The sequence below is a fragment of the Denitromonas halophila genome (genome assembly GCF_007625155.1).
Classification (GTDB): domain Bacteria; phylum Pseudomonadota; class Gammaproteobacteria; order Burkholderiales; family Rhodocyclaceae; genus Nitrogeniibacter; species Nitrogeniibacter halophilus.
In genome coordinates this window covers 47310-65525 of the sequence record NZ_VMNK01000007.1, presented here as the reverse complement: position 1 = coordinate 65525, position 18216 = coordinate 47310, and the positions used below count along the sequence as shown (strand labels likewise).

16 protein-coding genes are annotated in these 18216 nt (G+C 66.1%); 10 read left to right on the top strand and 6 right to left on the bottom strand.

Annotation, left to right across the window (positions count from 1 at the left end; genetic code table 11):
- Window positions 1-150: 150 nt before the first annotated feature.
- Complete coding sequence (locus tag FHP91_RS09790) at window positions 151-2226, bottom strand: M1 family metallopeptidase (RefSeq protein WP_144309418.1); 2076 nt, start codon at window positions 2224-2226, stop codon at window positions 151-153.
- A 52-nt stretch (window positions 2227-2278) separates the two neighbouring features.
- On the opposite strand from FHP91_RS09790, the gene FHP91_RS09785 reads away from it, so the two are divergent.
- Genes FHP91_RS09785 through FHP91_RS09770 form a run of 4 tightly spaced genes read left to right on the top strand, consistent with a single transcriptional unit; the run spans window position 2279 to window position 7694 of the window.
- Window positions 2279-3445 (top strand): ChaN family lipoprotein, encoded by a 1167-nt coding sequence (locus FHP91_RS09785; protein WP_186301497.1) that lies wholly within the window; start codon window positions 2279-2281, stop codon window positions 3443-3445.
- A 7-nt stretch (window positions 3446-3452) separates the two neighbouring features.
- Window positions 3453-4118, top strand: coding sequence for an ABC transporter ATP-binding protein (locus FHP91_RS09780; RefSeq protein WP_144309416.1), 666 nt, complete (start codon window positions 3453-3455; stop codon window positions 4116-4118).
- A complete protein-coding gene (locus FHP91_RS09775; RefSeq protein ID WP_144309415.1) occupies window positions 4105-6606 on the top strand; it encodes an ABC transporter permease in 2502 nt (833 codons plus the stop codon). The genes FHP91_RS09780 and FHP91_RS09775 overlap by 14 nt, the downstream gene beginning before the upstream one ends.
- Window positions 6603-7694: a lipocalin-like domain-containing protein gene (locus tag FHP91_RS09770; protein ID WP_144309414.1), complete on the top strand. Its 1092-nt coding sequence runs from the start codon at window positions 6603-6605 to the stop codon at window positions 7692-7694. Before FHP91_RS09775 ends, FHP91_RS09770 begins: the two co-directional genes overlap by 4 nt.
- 33 nt (window positions 7695-7727) lie before the next feature.
- Here FHP91_RS09770 and FHP91_RS09765 read toward each other — a convergent pair whose 3' ends face one another.
- The 5 genes from FHP91_RS09765 to FHP91_RS09745 form a co-directional block, all read right to left on the bottom strand.
- Window positions 7728-8672 (bottom strand): PEP-CTERM sorting domain-containing protein, encoded by a 945-nt coding sequence (locus FHP91_RS09765; protein ID WP_144309413.1) that lies wholly within the window; start codon window positions 8670-8672, stop codon window positions 7728-7730.
- Window positions 8673-8846: 174 nt separating this feature from the next.
- Window positions 8847-9887, bottom strand: a complete 1041-nt coding sequence (locus tag FHP91_RS09760) for an RNA methyltransferase (protein WP_144309412.1) — start codon at window positions 9885-9887, stop codon at window positions 8847-8849.
- Between the two features lie 84 nt (window positions 9888-9971).
- Window positions 9972-10406, bottom strand: coding sequence for an Sbal_3080 family lipoprotein (locus tag FHP91_RS09755; RefSeq protein WP_144309411.1), 435 nt, complete (start codon window positions 10404-10406; stop codon window positions 9972-9974).
- A gap of 132 nt (window positions 10407-10538) precedes the next feature.
- Window positions 10539-11141 (bottom strand): peptide-methionine (S)-S-oxide reductase MsrA, encoded by a 603-nt coding sequence (msrA, locus tag FHP91_RS09750; protein WP_144309410.1) that lies wholly within the window; start codon window positions 11139-11141, stop codon window positions 10539-10541.
- A 132-nt stretch (window positions 11142-11273) separates the two neighbouring features.
- A complete protein-coding gene (locus FHP91_RS09745; RefSeq protein WP_144309409.1) occupies window positions 11274-11825 on the bottom strand; it encodes a cob(I)yrinic acid a,c-diamide adenosyltransferase in 552 nt (183 codons plus the stop codon).
- A gap of 167 nt (window positions 11826-11992) precedes the next feature.
- Between FHP91_RS09745 and FHP91_RS09740 the strand changes: the two genes are divergently transcribed.
- From FHP91_RS09740 to FHP91_RS09715, 6 genes are all read left to right on the top strand, one after another.
- Window positions 11993-12469 carry a hypothetical protein gene (locus FHP91_RS09740; RefSeq protein WP_144309408.1) on the top strand — a complete coding sequence of 159 codons (477 nt, stop codon included), beginning with the start codon at window positions 11993-11995 and terminating at the stop codon, window positions 12467-12469.
- Between the two features lie 220 nt (window positions 12470-12689).
- Entirely contained in the window at window positions 12690-15320 is a 2631-nt protein-coding gene (gene alaS / locus FHP91_RS09735) for an alanine--tRNA ligase (RefSeq protein ID WP_144309407.1), read from the top strand.
- 87 nt (window positions 15321-15407) lie between these two features.
- Window positions 15408-16448 (top strand): threonine aldolase family protein, encoded by a 1041-nt coding sequence (locus FHP91_RS09730; RefSeq protein ID WP_144309406.1) that lies wholly within the window; start codon window positions 15408-15410, stop codon window positions 16446-16448.
- Window positions 16438-16950: an NUDIX domain-containing protein gene (locus tag FHP91_RS09725; RefSeq protein ID WP_144309405.1), complete on the top strand. Its 513-nt coding sequence runs from the start codon at window positions 16438-16440 to the stop codon at window positions 16948-16950. Before FHP91_RS09730 ends, FHP91_RS09725 begins: the two co-directional genes overlap by 11 nt.
- Before the next feature lie 182 nt (window positions 16951-17132).
- Window positions 17133-17930, top strand: coding sequence for a hypothetical protein (locus FHP91_RS09720; RefSeq protein ID WP_144309404.1), 798 nt, complete (start codon window positions 17133-17135; stop codon window positions 17928-17930).
- A gap of 73 nt (window positions 17931-18003) precedes the next feature.
- A complete protein-coding gene (locus FHP91_RS09715) occupies window positions 18004-18216 on the top strand; it encodes a hypothetical protein (RefSeq protein ID WP_144309403.1) in 213 nt (70 codons plus the stop codon).

The window sequence follows — 18216 nt, the reverse complement described above, 5'->3', positions numbered from 1 at the left end:
GGGAAGCGCTGACGGTTTATAGCACGGCAGGGTGCGTCCCCACCGTGCATAACGCCACGTTGAGCAAGCTAAACGCTGAAAGCGGCATGCGGCGGTGATCGCAGCCATTTCTCACCGGGCCGAAAAGCGTCTGGTTTGGCCTTGCCTGGCTCAGTCGAAACGCAGCGTGACGCCCGTTTGATCGGCGAGGGCGTGCCCCCGTGGTGGCGGCGGGCCGGGGTCGAGTTCGCCGATGACCCGGCGCAGCGGCGAGCGATTGACCGGGAGGGCGTCCTTGCGTTGGTTGGCGCTGCTGCCGCGGGCAAAGATCAGTCGTCCGGCGCTGCCGTAGTGGGGCAGTTTGCGGGCGAGCGCGGCGATGTCGGCGGGGTCGTCGGCGCCGATCCAGGCCAGCGGGGTGCGGGTGATATCGGCGTCGAGCAGTACCGCGGTGTGGGCGCTTCGCGGGTAGGCCTGGCCGGCGATGCGCACGGTGTTGGTGTCGAGTGATTGACTGCCACCGTTGAGGCGCGCGGCGGCGCGGTCGCGCCAGCGGTTGTTCCAGCCGAGCAGCCACACGGCGTCGGTGCCGGGCAGGGCGTCGAGCGCGTCGTCCATCACCACCTCGACATTGTCGTAGCGGCGTGCCCAGCCCTGGGCGAGCGCGCGCCAGGCGGCGAGTACGTCGGCCGGCGCGCTGGCGGGGAGGACTAGCCACTGCGTTTTTGCGCCGAACACGCGGGCGAGCGAGGCGGGGCGTTCGGCGGGGTCGAGCAGGCGGAAGATGTCGTAATCGGGGTCCACATCGACGCGCACCGGTGCACTTTCAAAGCTTTGGCGCAGGCGGGCTTCCTTTCCATTGAAGATGAGATCGAAGCGATGCACCGTGGGCGAGTCTGCCACCTGCACCGCGACCGGTACGCGTAGCGGATAGGCCCGCCCGCGCTGGGTTTGGCGTACGGTCAGTTGTAGTACGTGGTGGCCGTCCGGGCCGGGGCTGACGGCGAGCTGCTTGATCTTGAGCGCGGGGGCGCCGGCGCGGTCGAGCCACAGATCGGCCACACGACCGGCCGGCGAGGTGTCGGCGAAGCGTTGGCGGACGGTGTCGAAGCTGGCGGCGGTGAAGCGGTGCTGCTGCCACAGCGCGCGCAGTGCGGCAACAAAGTCCGCGTCGCCCATCTGCCGACGCAGCATATGAAAGAGCATCAGCGTTTTGCCGTAGCCGACGGCCTGGCTGGCGTCGCTGTGGCGGCTGACGAAGTCGCGCAGCGGCAGGTCGCGCCCGTCGGCGGCGAAGGCGGCATAGCGCTCGAGCAGTTTGCGGCGGTATTCGGCGCCCGCGCCGCGGGCTTCCTGGATCAGGTGGTCGGCCAGATAGGCAGTCAGCCCCTCCGACCAGTTGCCGCCGCGTGCATCCACCCACACGCCGTTGCCCCACCAGTTGTGCAGGATTTCGTGCGGCAGCGACGAATGCAGGATAAAGGGCAGGCGCATGACTTGCGCGCCGAGCAGGGTGAAGGAGGGCATGCCGTAACCGGTTTGCCAGCGGTTTTCGACCACCGCGAACTTCGGGTAGGGGTAGTCGCCGATCAGCGCGCTGTAGAGGTCGAGGTATTGCCCCATCACGCCGAGGTAACGGTCGGCCAGCGCGGGGTCGTCGCTGCGCAGATAGACCTCGAGCTCGACCGCGCCGTGCGCTACCGCATGGCGCTGGTAGGGGCCGGCGAGGAGGTAGATGTCGTCCTGCGGCGCGGTGGCGGTCCAGCGCGTCGTATTGTCGCGCCGCCCCTGGCTGATCACCGACCAGCCGGCGGGGGCCTCGACCGCGAGCGAGAAGCGCATCGGCTGGTTGCCAAAGCGCGGATACCAGCCGCTGGCGCCATCGAGAAACACGCCTTCGGTGTCGAGGGCGGCGCGCGGCATGCCGTGTTCGGCGTGGACGGGGCCGGGGTCGATGCGTCCGGAATAGCGTAAGGTAAGCGCATGCCCGCCGGTCTTCGGTGTCAGGCGATAGTGGCGGAACCGTGCGCGCGAATCGTCGTCCAACCGCTCGATGCTCGCGCCCTCGGTAAGCGGCGTGAAGCTGGCTGCCAAGCTGAAGTCGAGCGGGGCGGTGCTGCCCGCCGGAGGCGTGAGCACATCGACGACCTCGATCTGGCCGGCGTCAGGCAACAAGTGGACGCTCAAGGCGTGATGGATGGCGCCGTCGGCCCATGCGGGTGTTATGAACAGACCGAATACAATCATGCAGCCGCTGAGTACTGCCTGCCACGGCCGCTGCCAAGGATGGAAACGCACGATGATCAAAGCTGGTTTTCTCCCGATGATTCGCCGCGCCGCATTCGCGCTTGCCGTGTTTGTCGTGCCCGGTGTGATGGCCGCGGATGCTGACGCCCCGTTCAACCCGCCAGTGCTGAATCTGAACGCCGCGCTGAGCCTGCAGGACACCCTGGCGGCGCTACCCGATGATGCCACCGTCTTCGTGGGCGAGACGCATACGCGCTACGACCATCACTTGGTCCAGCTCGAGACGCTGAGGTTCCTGCATGCGCGCACGCCAAACATTGCGATTGGCGTTGAGTGGTTTCAGACGCCTTTCCAGACACACCTGGATGACTATCTTGCCGGGCGAATCACCGAAACCGAGATGCTGGAGCGCACCGGCTATTTCGATCGCTGGCGTTTTGATTATCGCTTGTATCGGCCGGTGATCGAATACGCCCGCGCCAACCGCATCCCCATCGTGGCGCTGAATGCGCCGGTCGAGCTGACGCGCAAGATTGGTGAGGGCGGTCTGGCCGCGCTCACACCCGAAGCCCGCGCCACGCTGCCCGCCGACTACGCGCGCGGCAACACCGCTTACGAGGCACGGGTGCGTCGGGCCTTCAACATGCATCCGATGGAGGGGGCCAACTTTGAACACTTTCTGGACGTGATGCTGACCTGGGATGAGACCATGGCCGCCACCGCCGCCGCGCATCTGGCGGCGAATCCGGGGCGGCGCATGGTCATCTTCGCCGGCAGTGGGCATATCGCGCATCGCGACGGCATCCCGGCGCGTCTGGAGCGGCGCACCGGTAAGCGGGTGAGCACGGTGCTGGTCGCCGGCGAGCACACCGCCGAGCCCGGTATTGCCGATTTCTTTGTGCTGTCGGCGCCGCGCGAGCTGCCGCCGGCGGGCTTGCTTGGCGCGTATCTGGAGAACGCCAAAGACGGTGTGCGCGTCGGCGCCCTGACCGAAGAAAGCGGCTTGGGCATGGCCGGCATTGCCAAGGATGACATTTTGCTGGCCATCGACGGAAAGCCGGTTTCAGGATTTGCTGCTGTCAAAGTGCATTTGCTCGATAAAAAGCCGGGCGACAAAATCGATGTGCGCTACCGCCACCGCAACTGGCTGGGCAGCGAGAAGGAATCGACCGTGATGGTGATGCTGGGCGGCGAAGCGCCGCTGCGTCTGCCACAGTGAGGCGCACATGCTGAGTGTCAGTGGGGTCGTCAAACGCTATGCCCAGCCCGAAGGCGAGGTGACCGTGCTGGCGGGGGTGGATCTGAGCATCGCTTCCGGTGAGGCGGTTGCGTTGCTCGGTGAGAGCGGCAGCGGCAAGAGCACCTTGCTGCATCTGGCCGCCGGGCTCGATACGCCGGACGCCGGCATCATTCAGGTGGGCGGGCAAGCGCTGGCGGCGATGGATGATCGCGCGCTGGCGGCGCTGCGCCGAGGCACGGTCAGCCTGGTGTTTCAGCAGTTTCACCTGATCGGCACGCTCAGCGTGGCCGACAATATCCGCTTTCAGGCGGCGCTGTGTGGCCGGCTTGATGCGGCCTTCGAAGCCGAGTTGATCGACCGTCTCGGCCTGGCCACCCAACTCGATAAATACCCCCATCAACTCTCCGGCGGCCAACAGCAGCGCGTGGCGATTGCCCGCGCCTTGCTGCATCGGCCCGCACTGGTGCTTGCCGACGAGCCCACCGGCAACCTCGACGAGCGCAGCAGTGGCGCGGTGATGGCGCTGTTTCGCGATCTGGTCAAAGCCGCCGGCAGCGCCTTGCTGATGGTCACCCACAGCCGCGACATGGCCGACTACCTCGACCGCCGGCTGTGGCTGCGTGAGGGCCGCCTGCACCATGAACCGGGCTGAACCGGAGCGGCTCGGCGGCGTCATTCGCGCGCTGCTCAGCCACTACTGGCGCCACCCCTGGCAGGCGGTGTTTCTGCTTGCCGGGCTGGTCGCGGGCGTCGCGCTGTGGTCGGCGGTGCAGATCATCAACAGCCATGCGCGGGCCAGTTATGCCGAGGCCGATTTTGTGCTCGGCGCGCAGGCTAGCCACTGGATTCGCAGCCGCAGCGGCGCCGGCGTGGCGCAGGCCGACTACATCGCGCTGCGCCGCGCCGGTTTTCGCCAGGTGTTTCCGGTGGTGCAGGCGCGGGTGTCGACCGCCGATAACGCGCCGCTGGCGATCATCGCCACCGATCTGCTGGCGTTGCCGGCGGGCATGGCGGGCGAGGGCGGCGATGCCTTCGACAATGCCAGCCTCGATTGGCAGGCGTTTGTTCAGCCGCCTTATCAGGCGTGGTTTCCGGCGGCGGTGGCGAGTGAGCTGGGTATCGCCGAGGGCGAGCAACTGGCGCTGCACGATGGCCGACGTCTGCCGCCGGCGGTGATCGCCGCGCGCGAACAGCAGGGCCGGCAGATTTTCATGGACGTGGGCGCCGCGCTCTCGCTGCTCGGCCGTGATCGCTTCACCGCGCTGGCGGTCGGGCCGGCGTCGCCCGACGATGTCGCGCGTCTCGCTGCGGCCTTGCCCGCCGATCTCATGCTCGACGCCAATCAGCAACGGCTGGATCTCACCCAGCTCACCGCCAGCCTGCACACCCAGCTCACCGCGATGAGCCTGCTGTCCTTCGCGGTTGGGCTGTTCATCGTCTTCAATGCGGTGCGATTTTCGCTGTGGTATCGCCGACCGACCCTGCGCACGCTGCGTCTGGTGGGCGTCAGCGTGCGTGCACTGGCGCTGGCGATCGTGGCCGAGACACTGGCGTGGAGCGTGCTCGGTAGCGCGCTCGGTCTGCTCGCCGGCCTTGGGATCAGCCATGCGCTGCTGCCGAGCGTCAGCGCCAGTTTGCAGAACCTGTACGGCGCGGTGGTCGGAGCCGATCTGCTGCTCGACCCGGTGACCATCGCCATCGCCTGGGGGATGACGCTGGTCGGCCTCGCCTTTGCGCTGGCCTGGCCGCTGCTGTTGCAATTGCGCGGCCCGGTCTTGCCCGGTGGTAGCGCGTCGGCGGGCGTGATGGCCGAGGCGCGGGCGCGGCGGGTGCTGCTGGTCGGCGCGGGTGCGCTGGCGCTGGCGGCGGCCGGTGTGTATTGGCAGATGGGGACGGTGATCGAAGGCTTCGTGCTGCTCGGCCTGGTGTTGTTCGCCGCCGCCTGGGCCTTGCCGCAGGCGCTGGCCAGCGCGCACCGCCTGCTCGGCCGCGCCTTGGCGGGCGCGCCGCTGGTGCAACGCTGGATCGTCAGCGACGGTTGGGCACAACTGCCGGCGCTGCGCACGGCGATGATGGCGCTGCTGCTGGCGCTGACCGCCAATCTCGGCGTCGAAACCCTGGTCGGCAGCTTTCGCACCGCGCTGGCCGGCTGGCTGGACCAGCGCATTGGCGCCGACATCTATGTGAACAGCGCGCAGCTCGATACGCGCCGCTTTGTGGCCGATCCGGTAAATGCCGACTGGCTGGCCACTGCGCATGCGCGCACCGGCGTGACGATCCGCTGGCAGGGCCGGCCGACCAAGGTGTATGGCCTCGACATCACCACGCCGGACACCCGCGCCTTACCGCTCGCTCAGGCCGAGCCAGACGCGCTGGCGCGCTGGGCGGGCGGCGACCGGCGGATTCTCGCCAACGAGCAAGCGCACTACCTCGGTGGCCTGCGCCTCGGCCAGACGGTGACGCTGCCCACCGATGGCGGCGCCACCGACTACACCGTGGCCGGCTTCTTTCACGATTATGGCAATCCGTATTTTCAGTTTTACCTGCCGCGCGAGGAGGTAGCCCGTCGCTGGCGCGATGTGCAATCCACCGGGCTCGCCCTGTGGCTCAAACCCGGCGAGGACAACGAGACCGCCGAAGCCGCGCTGGTAGCGGCCGGCGCCCAGCCCGGCGAGTGGTTCGCCCAGGGTGACATCAAGCGGCTGTCGATGAAGATCTTCGATCGCACCTTTGCCATGACCGCGGCCATGAACACGCTCACCTTGCTGGTGGCCGGCGCCGCGCTGCTCACCGCACTGCTCGCCATCCTGCATGAGCGCCTGCCCGAGTTCGCCCAATGGCGTGCGCTGGGCGTGACGCGGCGCGAGTTGCTGCGGGTGATCGCCGTGCCGCTGGCGCTGTTCGTGACGCTCACCTGGCTGGCCGCGATTCCGCTCGGCGCGCTGCTGTCGTGGCTGCTGATCCATGATCTCAACGTGATGTCCTTCGGCTGGAGCATGCCCATGCTGTGGTCGCCGCAGCCAGCGCTCAAGCTTGGCCTGCTCAGCGCCGGAATCGTTGTGCTGGTGCTGATGATCGTGCTCAGCCAGCTCACCCGCAAACTGCCGCAGGCCATGGCGCAACTGGGGAGCGCGCAATGACAGCCGTCTTCCTGCTGGCGCTCGCCTTGCTGATCGGCCCGGCCGCCGCGCAGGGCGACCCCTACCAAGTGTTGCGCAGCACCGGCGAGGGCTATGCCACAGTGGTGCCCGGCCGCGCCTTCAGCTTCCCGGCCGACCATCTGCCGCACCCGGACTACCGCATCGAATGGTGGTATCTCACCGCCAATCTCAAGGACGCCAACGGGCGTGACTGGGGCCTGCAATGGACGCTGTTCCGCCAGGCCATGAGCCCGACGACAAAGGCTGACGGTTGGGACAGCAACCAGATCTGGATGGCCCATGCAGCCATCACCACGCCCGACGGCCATCGCCATGAGCAGCGCTTTGCCCGAGGTGGCATTGGGCAGGCAGACGTGCGGCTTGAGAACGGCGGCTTTTCGGCGTGGCTGGACGACTGGTCGCTGGTCGGCGAAGGCCCCGACATGCTGCCCGGCCGGCTGCGCTTCACCGTGGGCGAGGCGGTCATCGACATGCACCTGGCCAGCGACACACCGCCGGTGCTGCAGGGCAAGGGTGGCTACAGCCAGAAATCGGCGCAGGGGCAGGCGAGCTACTACTACAGCCAGCCGCATATTGCAGTGAGTGGAACGGTGGTGCTCGATGGCCAACCGACGGCGCTCACCGGCGCTGGTTGGCTCGACCGCGAATGGAGCTCGCAACCCCTGGCCGACAACCAGCAAGGCTGGGACTGGTTCTCGCTGCATCTGGCCGATGGCCATGCGTTGATGGTCTATCGCCTGCGCCACGCCGATGGCCAGCACTGGCTCAGCGGCAGCTGGGTGGCCCCGGACGGCACGGCGCGCACGCTGGTCGCCGACGAGATCGCGCTGACGGTGCTCGACACCCGTCGCGTGCGCACGCCGACCGCGGCCAACCCCGAGGCCACGCGCGACCTGCCGCTGACCTGGCGGGTGAGCTTGCCGGGCCTGAAGCGCGAATGGACGGTGCGCGCCCTCATTGACGATCAATGGATGGGCGGGCGCTTTCCGTATTGGGAGGGCGTGGTGCTGGTGGATGAGGGTGCCGGCGGGGTCGGCTTTCTGGAGCTGACCGGCTACGGGCCTTGAGCGCGGCCTTGGCCGCACCCAGGGCGGCGCGTGTCAGCGGCGGCGCATGATGCGTCGCGAGAGCCCGAGTCCGGCCAGTGCCGTGACGAGCAGCATCAGCGCGCTGGGCTCGGGCACCGTGTTGATCGGGGTATCGGTTTCGATCGGCTGGGCGACTTGCTCCAACGGTTGTTCACCGAAAGTCGGCGGGCTGAGCAGAGCGATCGGTGTCAAGGGCGCGGGGCCTTGGCCGGGCGCGCCTGTCGGGGCCTCGTCGGGTGTCGTAGAAGGCGTTTTGGGGGCACCGTTTGTTGGGGGTCCGTCTTGCGGCGCGGGCGAACCTGATAAGGGCGTATCGCGGGCGTCGGCAATGGGCGCGTCGGCGGCGCCCGAGGGCGCTGCCTCGGTGTTCGGGTCCGACGGCGTACCGGCCGCGTCGCCCGTGGCGGGAGGCGCATCGTTGGTGGCCGACGGATCGCGTCCGTTGGCGCCGCTGTCCGCATTGCCGGGGGTTCCCCCCGCGGGGCCGGTCGATGGGTGAGACGGGGCGCTGCCGGTCCTGGCGGCCGGTGCGCGGCCGGTATCGATCAGGTAGCCCGGCCCACCGATCGGATTCGCGCCGGGCGTCGGTGTGCGCTGCTCGGCGTGGGGTGTGGCGGAGGGTGCGATCGGCACGCTCGACACCGCGACTTCAATATGGCCAGAACCCGCGCCGGCGTTGCCGGAGGGGGGCATGCCAAGCGCGGCAAGATGCCCGGCGCTGGCGTCGGACGCCAGGGCGATGACGACGGACGATGTTGCTTGCGGGCTGTGCTGATAGGGCATGCCTACCCTCGCGGCGTCCATGTAAGCTTGCACGCCAGACGTGCCGGCGCGCGCTTGCGACCGCGCGCCGTCGTCATTCAGGAAAAGAAGAACCAGCGCCATGCACACGGGAACGGCAAGGCCGGTAAAGGCTGCAATGCACAGCAGGAGTCGCTTGCGCGAACGTCGTTTCAAAACACACCTCAATCAGGAAACTGGCGTTTCATGCACAAGCACGAAAGCACCGACAGGCTGAGAATAAGTGTGTCCCCGGCGCCTTGGGTGTCATAAGAGACAAGGTCGTGACGGGTTTGGCGAGACCCGGTGGGCGTGGTGTGACGTATTGCGCGGTCGCGCTGGGTTGCGCGCCTAAGTGCGAGCGGAGAGAGTTACAGACCGCGGCGTGCGGACGATGTGAACCTGTCGCGCCCGCAATTGACCGCAGCCCCCGTCGACCTCTTGTCCCGCCGAATGGCGCAGCTTGGTGAGGATGCCGGCGCGGTGCAAGAAGCGGGCGTGCTCGGCGGCCTTTTCCCAGCTGGGTCGGCGGAAGTCGAGGCCGTCGATAGCGTTGTAGGGGATCAGGTTCATCAGCGCGAACTTGCCCTTGAGCAGGCGCACGATGCCCTCCATTTCGGCCGGGCTGTCATTCACGCCGTCGATCAGCGTCCACTGGTACTGGATGGGGTAGTCGGTGGCGCGGGCGTATATCTCGCCGGCCTCGACGAGTTCTTCCGGCGTCATGCGCGGGGCGCGTGGCAGCAGTTTTTCGCGCAGCGCGGCGTCGGTGGTGTGCAGCGACAGCGCCAGCGCCGGCTTGATGCGTTGGCGCGGCAGGGCCTCGAATACGCGCGGATCGCCCACCGTGGAAAACACCAGATTCTTGTGGCCGATGGCGCCCTCGGAGCCGAGCAGATCGATGGCTTCGAGCACGTTGTCAAGATTGTGCGCCGGTTCCCCCATGCCCATGAATACCACCTTTTTCACCGCCCGCATGCGTCGCGCCAGCACCACCTGGGCAACAATTTCGGCGCTGCCGAGCTGGCGGATCAGTCCGTCGCGGCCGGTCATGCAGAACACGCAGCCGACCGCACAACCGAGTTGCGTCGATACGCACAAACCGCCGCGCGGCAGCAGCACGCTCTCTACCGTTTGCCCGTCAGCCAGTTCCACCAACAAGCGCGAGGCGCCGTCTTCACCCGGGTGTTCCGACTTCAGCGTCGCGAGCCCCTCCAGCACCGGTGTGATCGACGGCAGCGCGTTGCGCACCGCCAGCGGCAAAAAATGCTCCGCCGGCCGCGGCCCGCCATCGAGCGGCAGCCGCTGCGTCCAGGCGCGCAACAGCCGTGCCTCGTGGCAGGGCTTGGCGCCGAGGTCGCGGAACTGCTGACGGAGGGTGTCGATACGCATGGGGCGGCTGCAGGCAGAAGACAATCAGGAGGGGATTGTAATCTGCCTGCCCGTCGTTGACGGGACCCGTGTGCGGTGGCTGATTTACTGCGCGGCCTGTCCCGGGAAAAGCGCGTTCACCAGTTCGGCGATTTTTGCTTCGGCATTGATGAATTTGCCCATATTGGCGCCCCCGCGAAGCGAGTCGTATGTGGCTTCGCCAGCGGGTTTGGCGTGGTTGTAAACCTTGATTTCGGCATATGCCATATAGAGCGCGAGATCCCAGCGCCAGTTTGCCGTGTAGGTCGAGGTGATCGCGCAGTCGTTGAAGGAAGACGCTGCCGGCAGCTTTCTCACGACATAGTTTTTAGCGGTGAGGGCATTGCGATAGGCATCGAGAAAAGTCTCTTTCACGGCCGAGTTTTCGATAATGCAGACTTCCTTGCTATCGAACTTCTCGACGGGCGTGACTTTTTGATGGATGGCGCAACCTGAAAGCACGGCGGCGGCAACAAGAGTAGTGGTGGTGCGAGCAAGCATGAAGACCCTTCGAGTGTTGAGCGATTGACATGTCGCTCTCTGAGATGGCCGCACACTATAATTTTTTGTAGCCGTATTGGATACCAGTAAAGTCTGGTCGGTCGCGGTTTGCTCGACCAGAGATCGCCCGTACTACCGCCCCCAGATCGCCGACAGCGTGGCGTCCGTGCCGCACTGGCGGCGATAGCGAGCGTAGGCCTCGGGGCGTTGTCGGGCGAAGTCCTGGTGCACGGCCTCGGCGGGGTAGAAGCGTGTGGCATCCTGGATTTCGGTGGCCAGGTCGCGGCGGAACTTGAGTTGCGCGAGCACCGTGCGGGACTCTTCGGCGAGGCGTCGCTGGCGGGGCGTGTGGGCGTAGATCGCGGTGGTGTAGGAGGGCCCCACGTCGCAGAACTGGCCCTGGCGGTCGATGGGGTTGATGCTGTGCCAGTAGGCGATCAGCAGGGTTTCGTAGTCGAGTTTGTCGGGGTCGTAGCGCACCTGCACGGCCTCGCGGTGGCCGGTGTTGCCGGCGGTGACGCGCTCGTAGGTGGGGGCCTCGTCGTGGCCGCCGGTGTAGCCGGTGGTGGTCTCGAGCACGCCGGGCAGTTTGTCGAAGGCCGCTTCCAGCGACCAGAAGCAGCCGCCGGCAAAGGTGGCCACGGCGTCAGCCGCTGCGTAGGCGGGCGCGCCAAGGCCGGCGAGGAGCAGCGCCAGCCCTGTGACTAGCCGTGAGGTGCGGGGCGAGTGCTTCATGGCGCTCCTGTTTGCGCAGTCTGCGTAGCTTGGGTTGAGCAACGCGAGGCCCAACGGCAACGGGTGGTTCGGAGACGATATGTGTGGGCTTTGCTGCGCTCAACCCAAGCTACGCCTCAATTCTCACGTCCCTCAGGCATTCTTCCCTTTCTGCCACAACACATCCCCATGCCCGTCCACCTTGTTCAGATGCCGCCCGAGCACGAACATCAGGTCCGACAGGCGATTGAGGTATTGGCGGGGGCCGTCATTGACGGCTTCTTCCTGTGCGAGGCCGACGAGCATGCGTTCGGCCCGGCGGCAGACGGTGCGACACAGGTGGGCCTGGCTGGCGGCGCGGGAGCCGCCGGGGAGGATGAAGTCTTTGAGCGGGGAGAGGTCTTCGTTCCAGGCGTCAAGCGCGGTTTCGAGTTTGTCGACCTGTTTGGTGGAGATCATGCTCATGCCGGGGATGCACACTTCGCCGCCCAGATCGAAGAGGTCGTGCTGCACGTCGGTGAGCAGGGCGCGCACGTCGTCGGGCAGGGTTTCGGTGAGCAGCAGGCCGACGCAGGCGTTGAGTTCGTCGATTTCACCTAGCGAGTGGATGCGCAGGCTGTTCTTGGAAACGCGGTTGCCGTCGCCGAGGCCGGTGGTGCCGGCGTCGCCGGTGCGGGTGTAGATCTTGGAAAGGCGGTGTCCCATGGCGGTGTCTTGTGGTTGAGTGAAGTTGCTCGATTGTAGCGGCGCTAGCGGCTGGGTGCATTGCGGCGGCTTACCAATGCTTACAACCGGTTTGTCTTCCGTTCGCGGTGGGTCGGCGTTATTGCCGGTGTGGGCCCCACTCACACACACTGAACAGGAGTTTGATCATGAAGACACTTATTACGCTTGGCGCCATTATTGCGGCCTGCACGCTGTCGGTGCCGGCCATGGCAGAGCGCGGCGGTGATCGGGTGGATGCTCGCCAGGATCGCCAGCAGCATCGTATTGACCGTGGCGTGCGCTCGGGCGACTTGACCCGCCCCGAAGCGCGCCGACTCGAGCGCGGTCAGAACCGCATCGATCGCATGCAGGATCGGGCTCGGGCTGACGGGCATGTGAGCCGCCATGAGCGGGCACGCATCCACAAGGAAGTCGCGCGTCAGGACCGCCACATTTACCGTGAGCGGCATGACCGCCAGGTGAGCCGCCGCGACCACAACGACCGCGGCTGGCATCGCGGCCATCGCAATGCGCCGGCCTATGGCTACTACGGCTATCGCCCGGTGGTGCATCACGCGCCGGTGGTTCGCCGGGTCTATGTGGACCGTGAGCCGAGCATCTCTTTCGTGCTTAATCTGCCGTAACTCAAACGGTGTTCGATGGATCGCCCCGCCAGGGCGCCGGTGCGACCGGTCCGGCGGGGCGATGTCCGATTATTGGCGGGCGTTTTGTGCGCCCTGAAATTGGTCGCCTTGAAGGCGGTTTTTGCGCCCGGTGGCTGCCCCGTTTGTGCAAAGCGCCATGCTAAGATGCCCGCTTTGATTTGATCGCGGCCCGTGTTGCCGCCAGACGCCAAACGCCATCATGAAAAGCGCCCAGATCCGCCGCACCTTCCTCGAATTTTTCCAGTCCAAAGGGCATGAGATCGTCGACTCCAGTTCGCTGGTGCCGCACGAGGACCCGACGCTGTTGTTTACCAACGCGGGCATGAACCAGTTCAAGGACGTGTTTCTCGGTTTTGACAAGCGCCCCTACACCCGCGCCACCACTTCGCAAAAATGCGTGCGCGCCGGTGGCAAGCACAACGACCTCGAAAACGTCGGCTACACCGCCCGTCACCACACCTTTTTCGAGATGCTGGGCAACTTCAGCTTTGGCGACTACTTCAAGCGTGACGCGATTCAATATGCGTGGGAACTGCTCACCGTCAAGCTTGGCCTGTCCGCCGACAAGCTGACGATTACGGTCTATGCTGATGACGACGAGGCCTACGACATCTGGGCCAAGGACGTCGGCGTGCCGACCGAGCGCATCATCCGCATCGGCGACAACAAGGGCGCGCCCTATGCCTCCGACAACTTCTGGATGATGGGTGACACCGGCCCCTGTGGCCCCTGTACCGAAATCTTCTACGACCACGGCGCGGAGATCCCCGGCGGCCCGCCGGGATCGCCCGATGAAGACGGTGACCGCTTCATCGAAATCTGGAACGTCGTGTTCATGCAGTTCAACCGCGACGACAAGGGCGTGATGCATCCGCTGCCCAAGCCCTCGGTGGACACCGGCATGGGCCTGGAGCGTGTGGCGGCCGTGTTGCAGGGCGTGCACGCCAACTACGAGATCGACCTGTTCGTGACTCTCATCGCTGCCGCGGCGCGCGAGACCTCCGCGGCCGACATGGACAGCCCGTCGCTGAAGGTTATCGCCGACCACATCCGCGCCTGCGCCTTCCTGATTGCCGACGGCATCATCCCCGGCAACGAGGGCCGCGGCTATGTGCTGCGCCGGATCATCCGCCGCGCCATCCGCCACGGTTACAAGCTGGGCGCCCGCGCTGCCTTCTTCTACAAGCTGGTGCCCGATCTGGCCCGCGAGATGGGCGAGGCCTATCCGCAACTGGTGGACGATCAGGCGCGCATCATGGATGTGCTGCGTCAGGAAGAGAGCCGCTTCTTCGAGACCATCGAGCACGGCATGGCGATTCTCGATGCCGAGCTGGCGGCCATGGCCGACAAGGGCGGCAATGTGTTCGATGGCGAGACCGCTTTCAAGCTGCATGACACCTACGGTTTCCCGCTCGATCTCACCGCCGATGTCTGCCGCGAGCGCAGCGTGACCGTCGACGCCGAGGCCTTCGACGCCGCCATGGATCGCCAGAAGTCGCAGGCCCGCGCGGCCGGCAAGTTCAAGATGGCGGCCGGGCTGGAATACACCGGCGTCAAGACGCAGTTTCACGGTTACACCACGCTCTCGCACGAAGGCCGTATCACTGCGTTGTACCGCGATGGCGCGCCGGTCGAGCGCCTGATGCCGGGCGAGCAGGGCGTGGTGGTGCTCGACAACACGCCGTTCTATGCCGAGTCCGGCGGTCAGGTCGGCGACCAGGGCGAGCTGTCCAAGGGCGGTGCCTGCCTCACCTTGTTCAAGGTGGAAGACACGCAAAAGATTCAGGCCGATGTGTTTGGCCATCACGGCGAAGTCATCAACGGCGAGCTGGTGGTGGGCGACACCGTGGCGGCGCAGGTCGACATCGCCGCGCGCGCCAGCACCGTGCGCAACCACTCGGCCACGCACATCATGCACAAGGCGCTGCGCGAAGTACTCGGCAGCCATGTGCAGCAAAAAGGCTCGCTGGTCGACCCCGACAAGACGCGCTTCGACTTTGCTCACAATCAGCCGATGACGGCCGACGAGATCCGTGAAGTCGAGCGCCGCGTGAACCGCGAAGTCTTCGCCAACGCCGCCACCGATGCAGCCGTGATGGCGCTCGACGACGCGCAAAAATCCGGCGCGATGATGCTCTTCGGCGAGAAGTACGGCGACGAGGTGCGCGTGCTGAGCATTGGCAGTTCCAAAGAACTGTGCGGCGGTACCCATGTGGGCCGTACCGGCGACATCGGGCTGTTCAAGATCGTCGCCGAAGGCGGCGTGGCTGCCGGCGTGCGTCGGGTGGAAGCGGTTACCGGCGAAGCCGCCGTGGCCTGGGTGCAGAACCAGCAAGCGCTGCTCGACGGCGCGGCCGCCGCGGTACGGGCGCCGAGCAGCGAACTGCCCGAGCGTATCAGCCAGTTGCAGGACGGCATGAAGTCGCTCGAAAAAGAATTGGCCCGCCTCAAGTCCAGGCTGGCCGCCAGCGCGGGTGCCGATCTGGCCAGCCAGGCCGCTGACGTGAAAGGCACCAAGGTGCTGGCCGTGAGTCTCGACGGCGCGGATGTGAAAGCGCTGCGCGAGACCATGGACAAGCTCAAGGACAAGCTCGGCTCTGCCGTCATCGTGCTGGCCTCGGCCGCCGACGGCAAAGTCACGCTGATTGCCGGCGTTACCGCCGATCTCACCGCCAAGGTCAAGGCCGGCGAGCTGGTCAACTTTGTTGCCCAGCAGGTCGGCGGCAAGGGCGGCGGCCGGCCGGACATGGCCCAGGCCGGCGGCACCCAACCCGAAAACCTCCCCGGCGCGCTCATGCGTGTGTCCGAGTGGGTGGGTGAGCGCCTGTAAGCGACGCACATTCAGTAGTACCCACGGGCCGGCACAACCGGCCCGTTTCTATTTCAGCGATAAGATTGCGAAAAAACGGAGACTGCCATGCAACAACATTTCGCCAGCGACAATTACGCCGGCATTTGCCCCGAAGCCACCGCCGCCCTGCTCGAAGCCAACACCGGGCATGCGCCGGCCTATGGCGATGACGACTACACCCGCAAGGTCTCCGACCGCCTGCGTGACATCTTTGAAACCGATTGCGATGTGTATTTCGTGTTCAACGGCACGGCCGCCAATTCGCTGGCGCTGGCGACGCTGTGCCAGTCCTACCACAGCGTGATCTGCCATCAGCTGGCGCACGTCGAAACCGATGAATGCGGCGCGCCGGAGTTTTTCTCCAACGGCGCCAAGCTGCTGACCATCGCCGGCGAGCAGGGGCGGCTCACGCCGGAGGCCATCACCGAGGTGGTGACCCGGCGCAGTGATTTGCACTTTCCCAAGCCGCGCGGCCTCACGCTGACCCAGACCACCGAAGTCGGCACGCTCTACCAGCCCGACCAGGTCGCTACCATTGCCGACACCGCCCGCCAGCTCGGCCTGCGGGTGCATATGGATGGCGCGCGCTTTGCCAACGCCGTGGCGTCGCTCGATGTGGCACCGGCCGATATCACCTGGCGTGCCGGGGTCGACGTGCTGTGCTTTGGCGGCACCAAGATGGGCTTGCCGGTGGGCGAGGCGGTGGTGTTCTTCGACCGGAAGCTCTCCGAGGACTTCGCCTGGCGCTGCAAACAGGCCGGCCAGCTGGCCTCGAAGATGCGCTTCCTCTCTGCGCCGTGGCTGGGTATGCTCACCGATGACGTGTGGCTCAAGCACGCTCGCCACGCCAACGCCATGGCGCAGCGCCTGAGCGCCGGCCTGGTGGCGGCCGGTATCGAATTGCTGTTTCCGACCGAGGCCAATGGCGTGTTCGCGCGATTGCCGGCACCGGTGGACGCCGGTTTGCGCGCTAAAGGCTGGCGTTTCTACACCTTCATCGGCGCGGGCGGTGCGCGCTTGATGTGCGGCTGGGACACGTTGCCGGCCACGGTCGATGCGCTCCTCGCTGATATCCGGGCACTCTCTGGCGCTGCCGATGCGCTTTGAACCCGACGATTGGCGCTATTGCCCGCGCTGCGGCAGCGGCCTCATCGATGCCCATCTCGGCGACCTGCCGCGCCGTGTCTGCCCCGATGCCGCCTGCGGTTTCATCGCCTGGGGCAACCCAGTGCCGGTGGTCTGCGCGTTGGTCGAATGCCTCGACCGCGAGGGCCAGATGCTGCTGGCGCGCAACGCGGCCTGGCCGGAAGGCAAGTTCGCGCTCGTCACCGGCTTTCTGGAGCGCGACGAAGCGCCCGAGATCGCCGTGGCTCGCGAGGTGAAGGAAGAAACGGGCCTCGATGCCCAGGCGGTGCACTGGATCGGCAACTACGGTTTTGCGGACGCCAATCAAGTGCTGCTGGTGTATCACGTGCAAGCCACGGGCGAGATCACCCTGAATGAGGAGTTGGCCGAGGTCAAGCTGATTCCCAAGGACAAACTCAAGGGCTGGGAGCGGGGCACCGGCTATGCGGTTCTCGACTGGCTGGCGAAAAATGTCCTCGAATGAGGGAAAAAGCCATGTGTCTATGTCTTTGGTGCGATTCCAAAAGCATTGCCAGTCCTTAGAATCGAGTCTCGCATTCGACGAGGCTGGCCGGCGAGCGCCGCGATGACGGTGGGGCTGCTTCCATCTGGGCGGCGGTTGCGCCCAGACACCTTGCATGCACACTTTGAAAGCGAGACATCGCGATGACACTAGCCAGCGGGCAGGCCCTGGATTTCGATCTCGGCGCTCACGAAGCTGATGACAACATGGCGGCTCTGGCCAGCGGCCAGCGCTTAGCCATTGCCGGCGTGCTGGGTTACTTCGTCGGCGCCGCCTTCCAGACGCGCGGCTTCTTCGTGTTTGCCCTGCTGTTGCTGGCGAGCTTCGTGTGTTTGTGCATTGGCGCGGTGCGCATTACCCGCGCACTCGGCTACAGCCTGCCGGCGCGGGTGCTGGTGGTGTTGGGGCTGCTGGCACCGCTGCTCAATCTCATTACCTTGTTGCTGGTGAGCAATCGCGCCACGTCCGCCCTGCGTGTGAATGGTTGGCAGGTCGGTCTGCTCGGCGCCAGCGGCGGACGAGGTTTCTGGTTCAAGGCGGTCTGCGTCGGCCTCGTGCTGCTCGCCGTCGGTGCGGCGCTCGACTACAAGTGGAAGGGCGTGCGCTTTGAGGCGGCATCGTCGGTATCGGGCCTTGCTGCTGACTTCAATCGGAGCGTCGGTGCGCCGCGCATGGTCTCCCCCGGCGTGCGGATCGAAGGCGCTGACGCGCATGGCGGAGATTTCCGCGTGCGCATGCGCCTGCTCGAATTCACCGGCAACGCCCTGCGCCCCGAACAACGCATCCAGATGCGCGAGGTCGCCGCTCAGGCCATCTGTAAACTTCCCGCAGCCATCCGCAGCGCGTTCGACAAGCACAAGGCGCGTCTGATGTACCAGATCGAAAACAGCCGTGGCGACAGCATCGCCCAGATTCTCGTCACGCTCGACAGCTGCCAATGATGGAGCGCTTCCGTCGGCCAGGATGGCTCGGCTAAACTGGCCGCGTTAACGACCGATCTCGCAGGAGTCCGCCATGTCATCCGCCTGGAGTTGCCCTCACGATATCGACGGTATTTGCCAGCGCGTCAAGGGTGCAGTGTGCGAGCCCGGCATGCGCGGCTGCGAGCTTGAAGGCAAGGTGCGCTTCGCGCGGGATGAAATGAATCAGTCGAGAAAGCCGGTCAAGGCGAAAGCGGACGAGGAGAAGCCGGCCGTGAAGGCGCCGAAGCGGCGGGTGCCGTTTTGA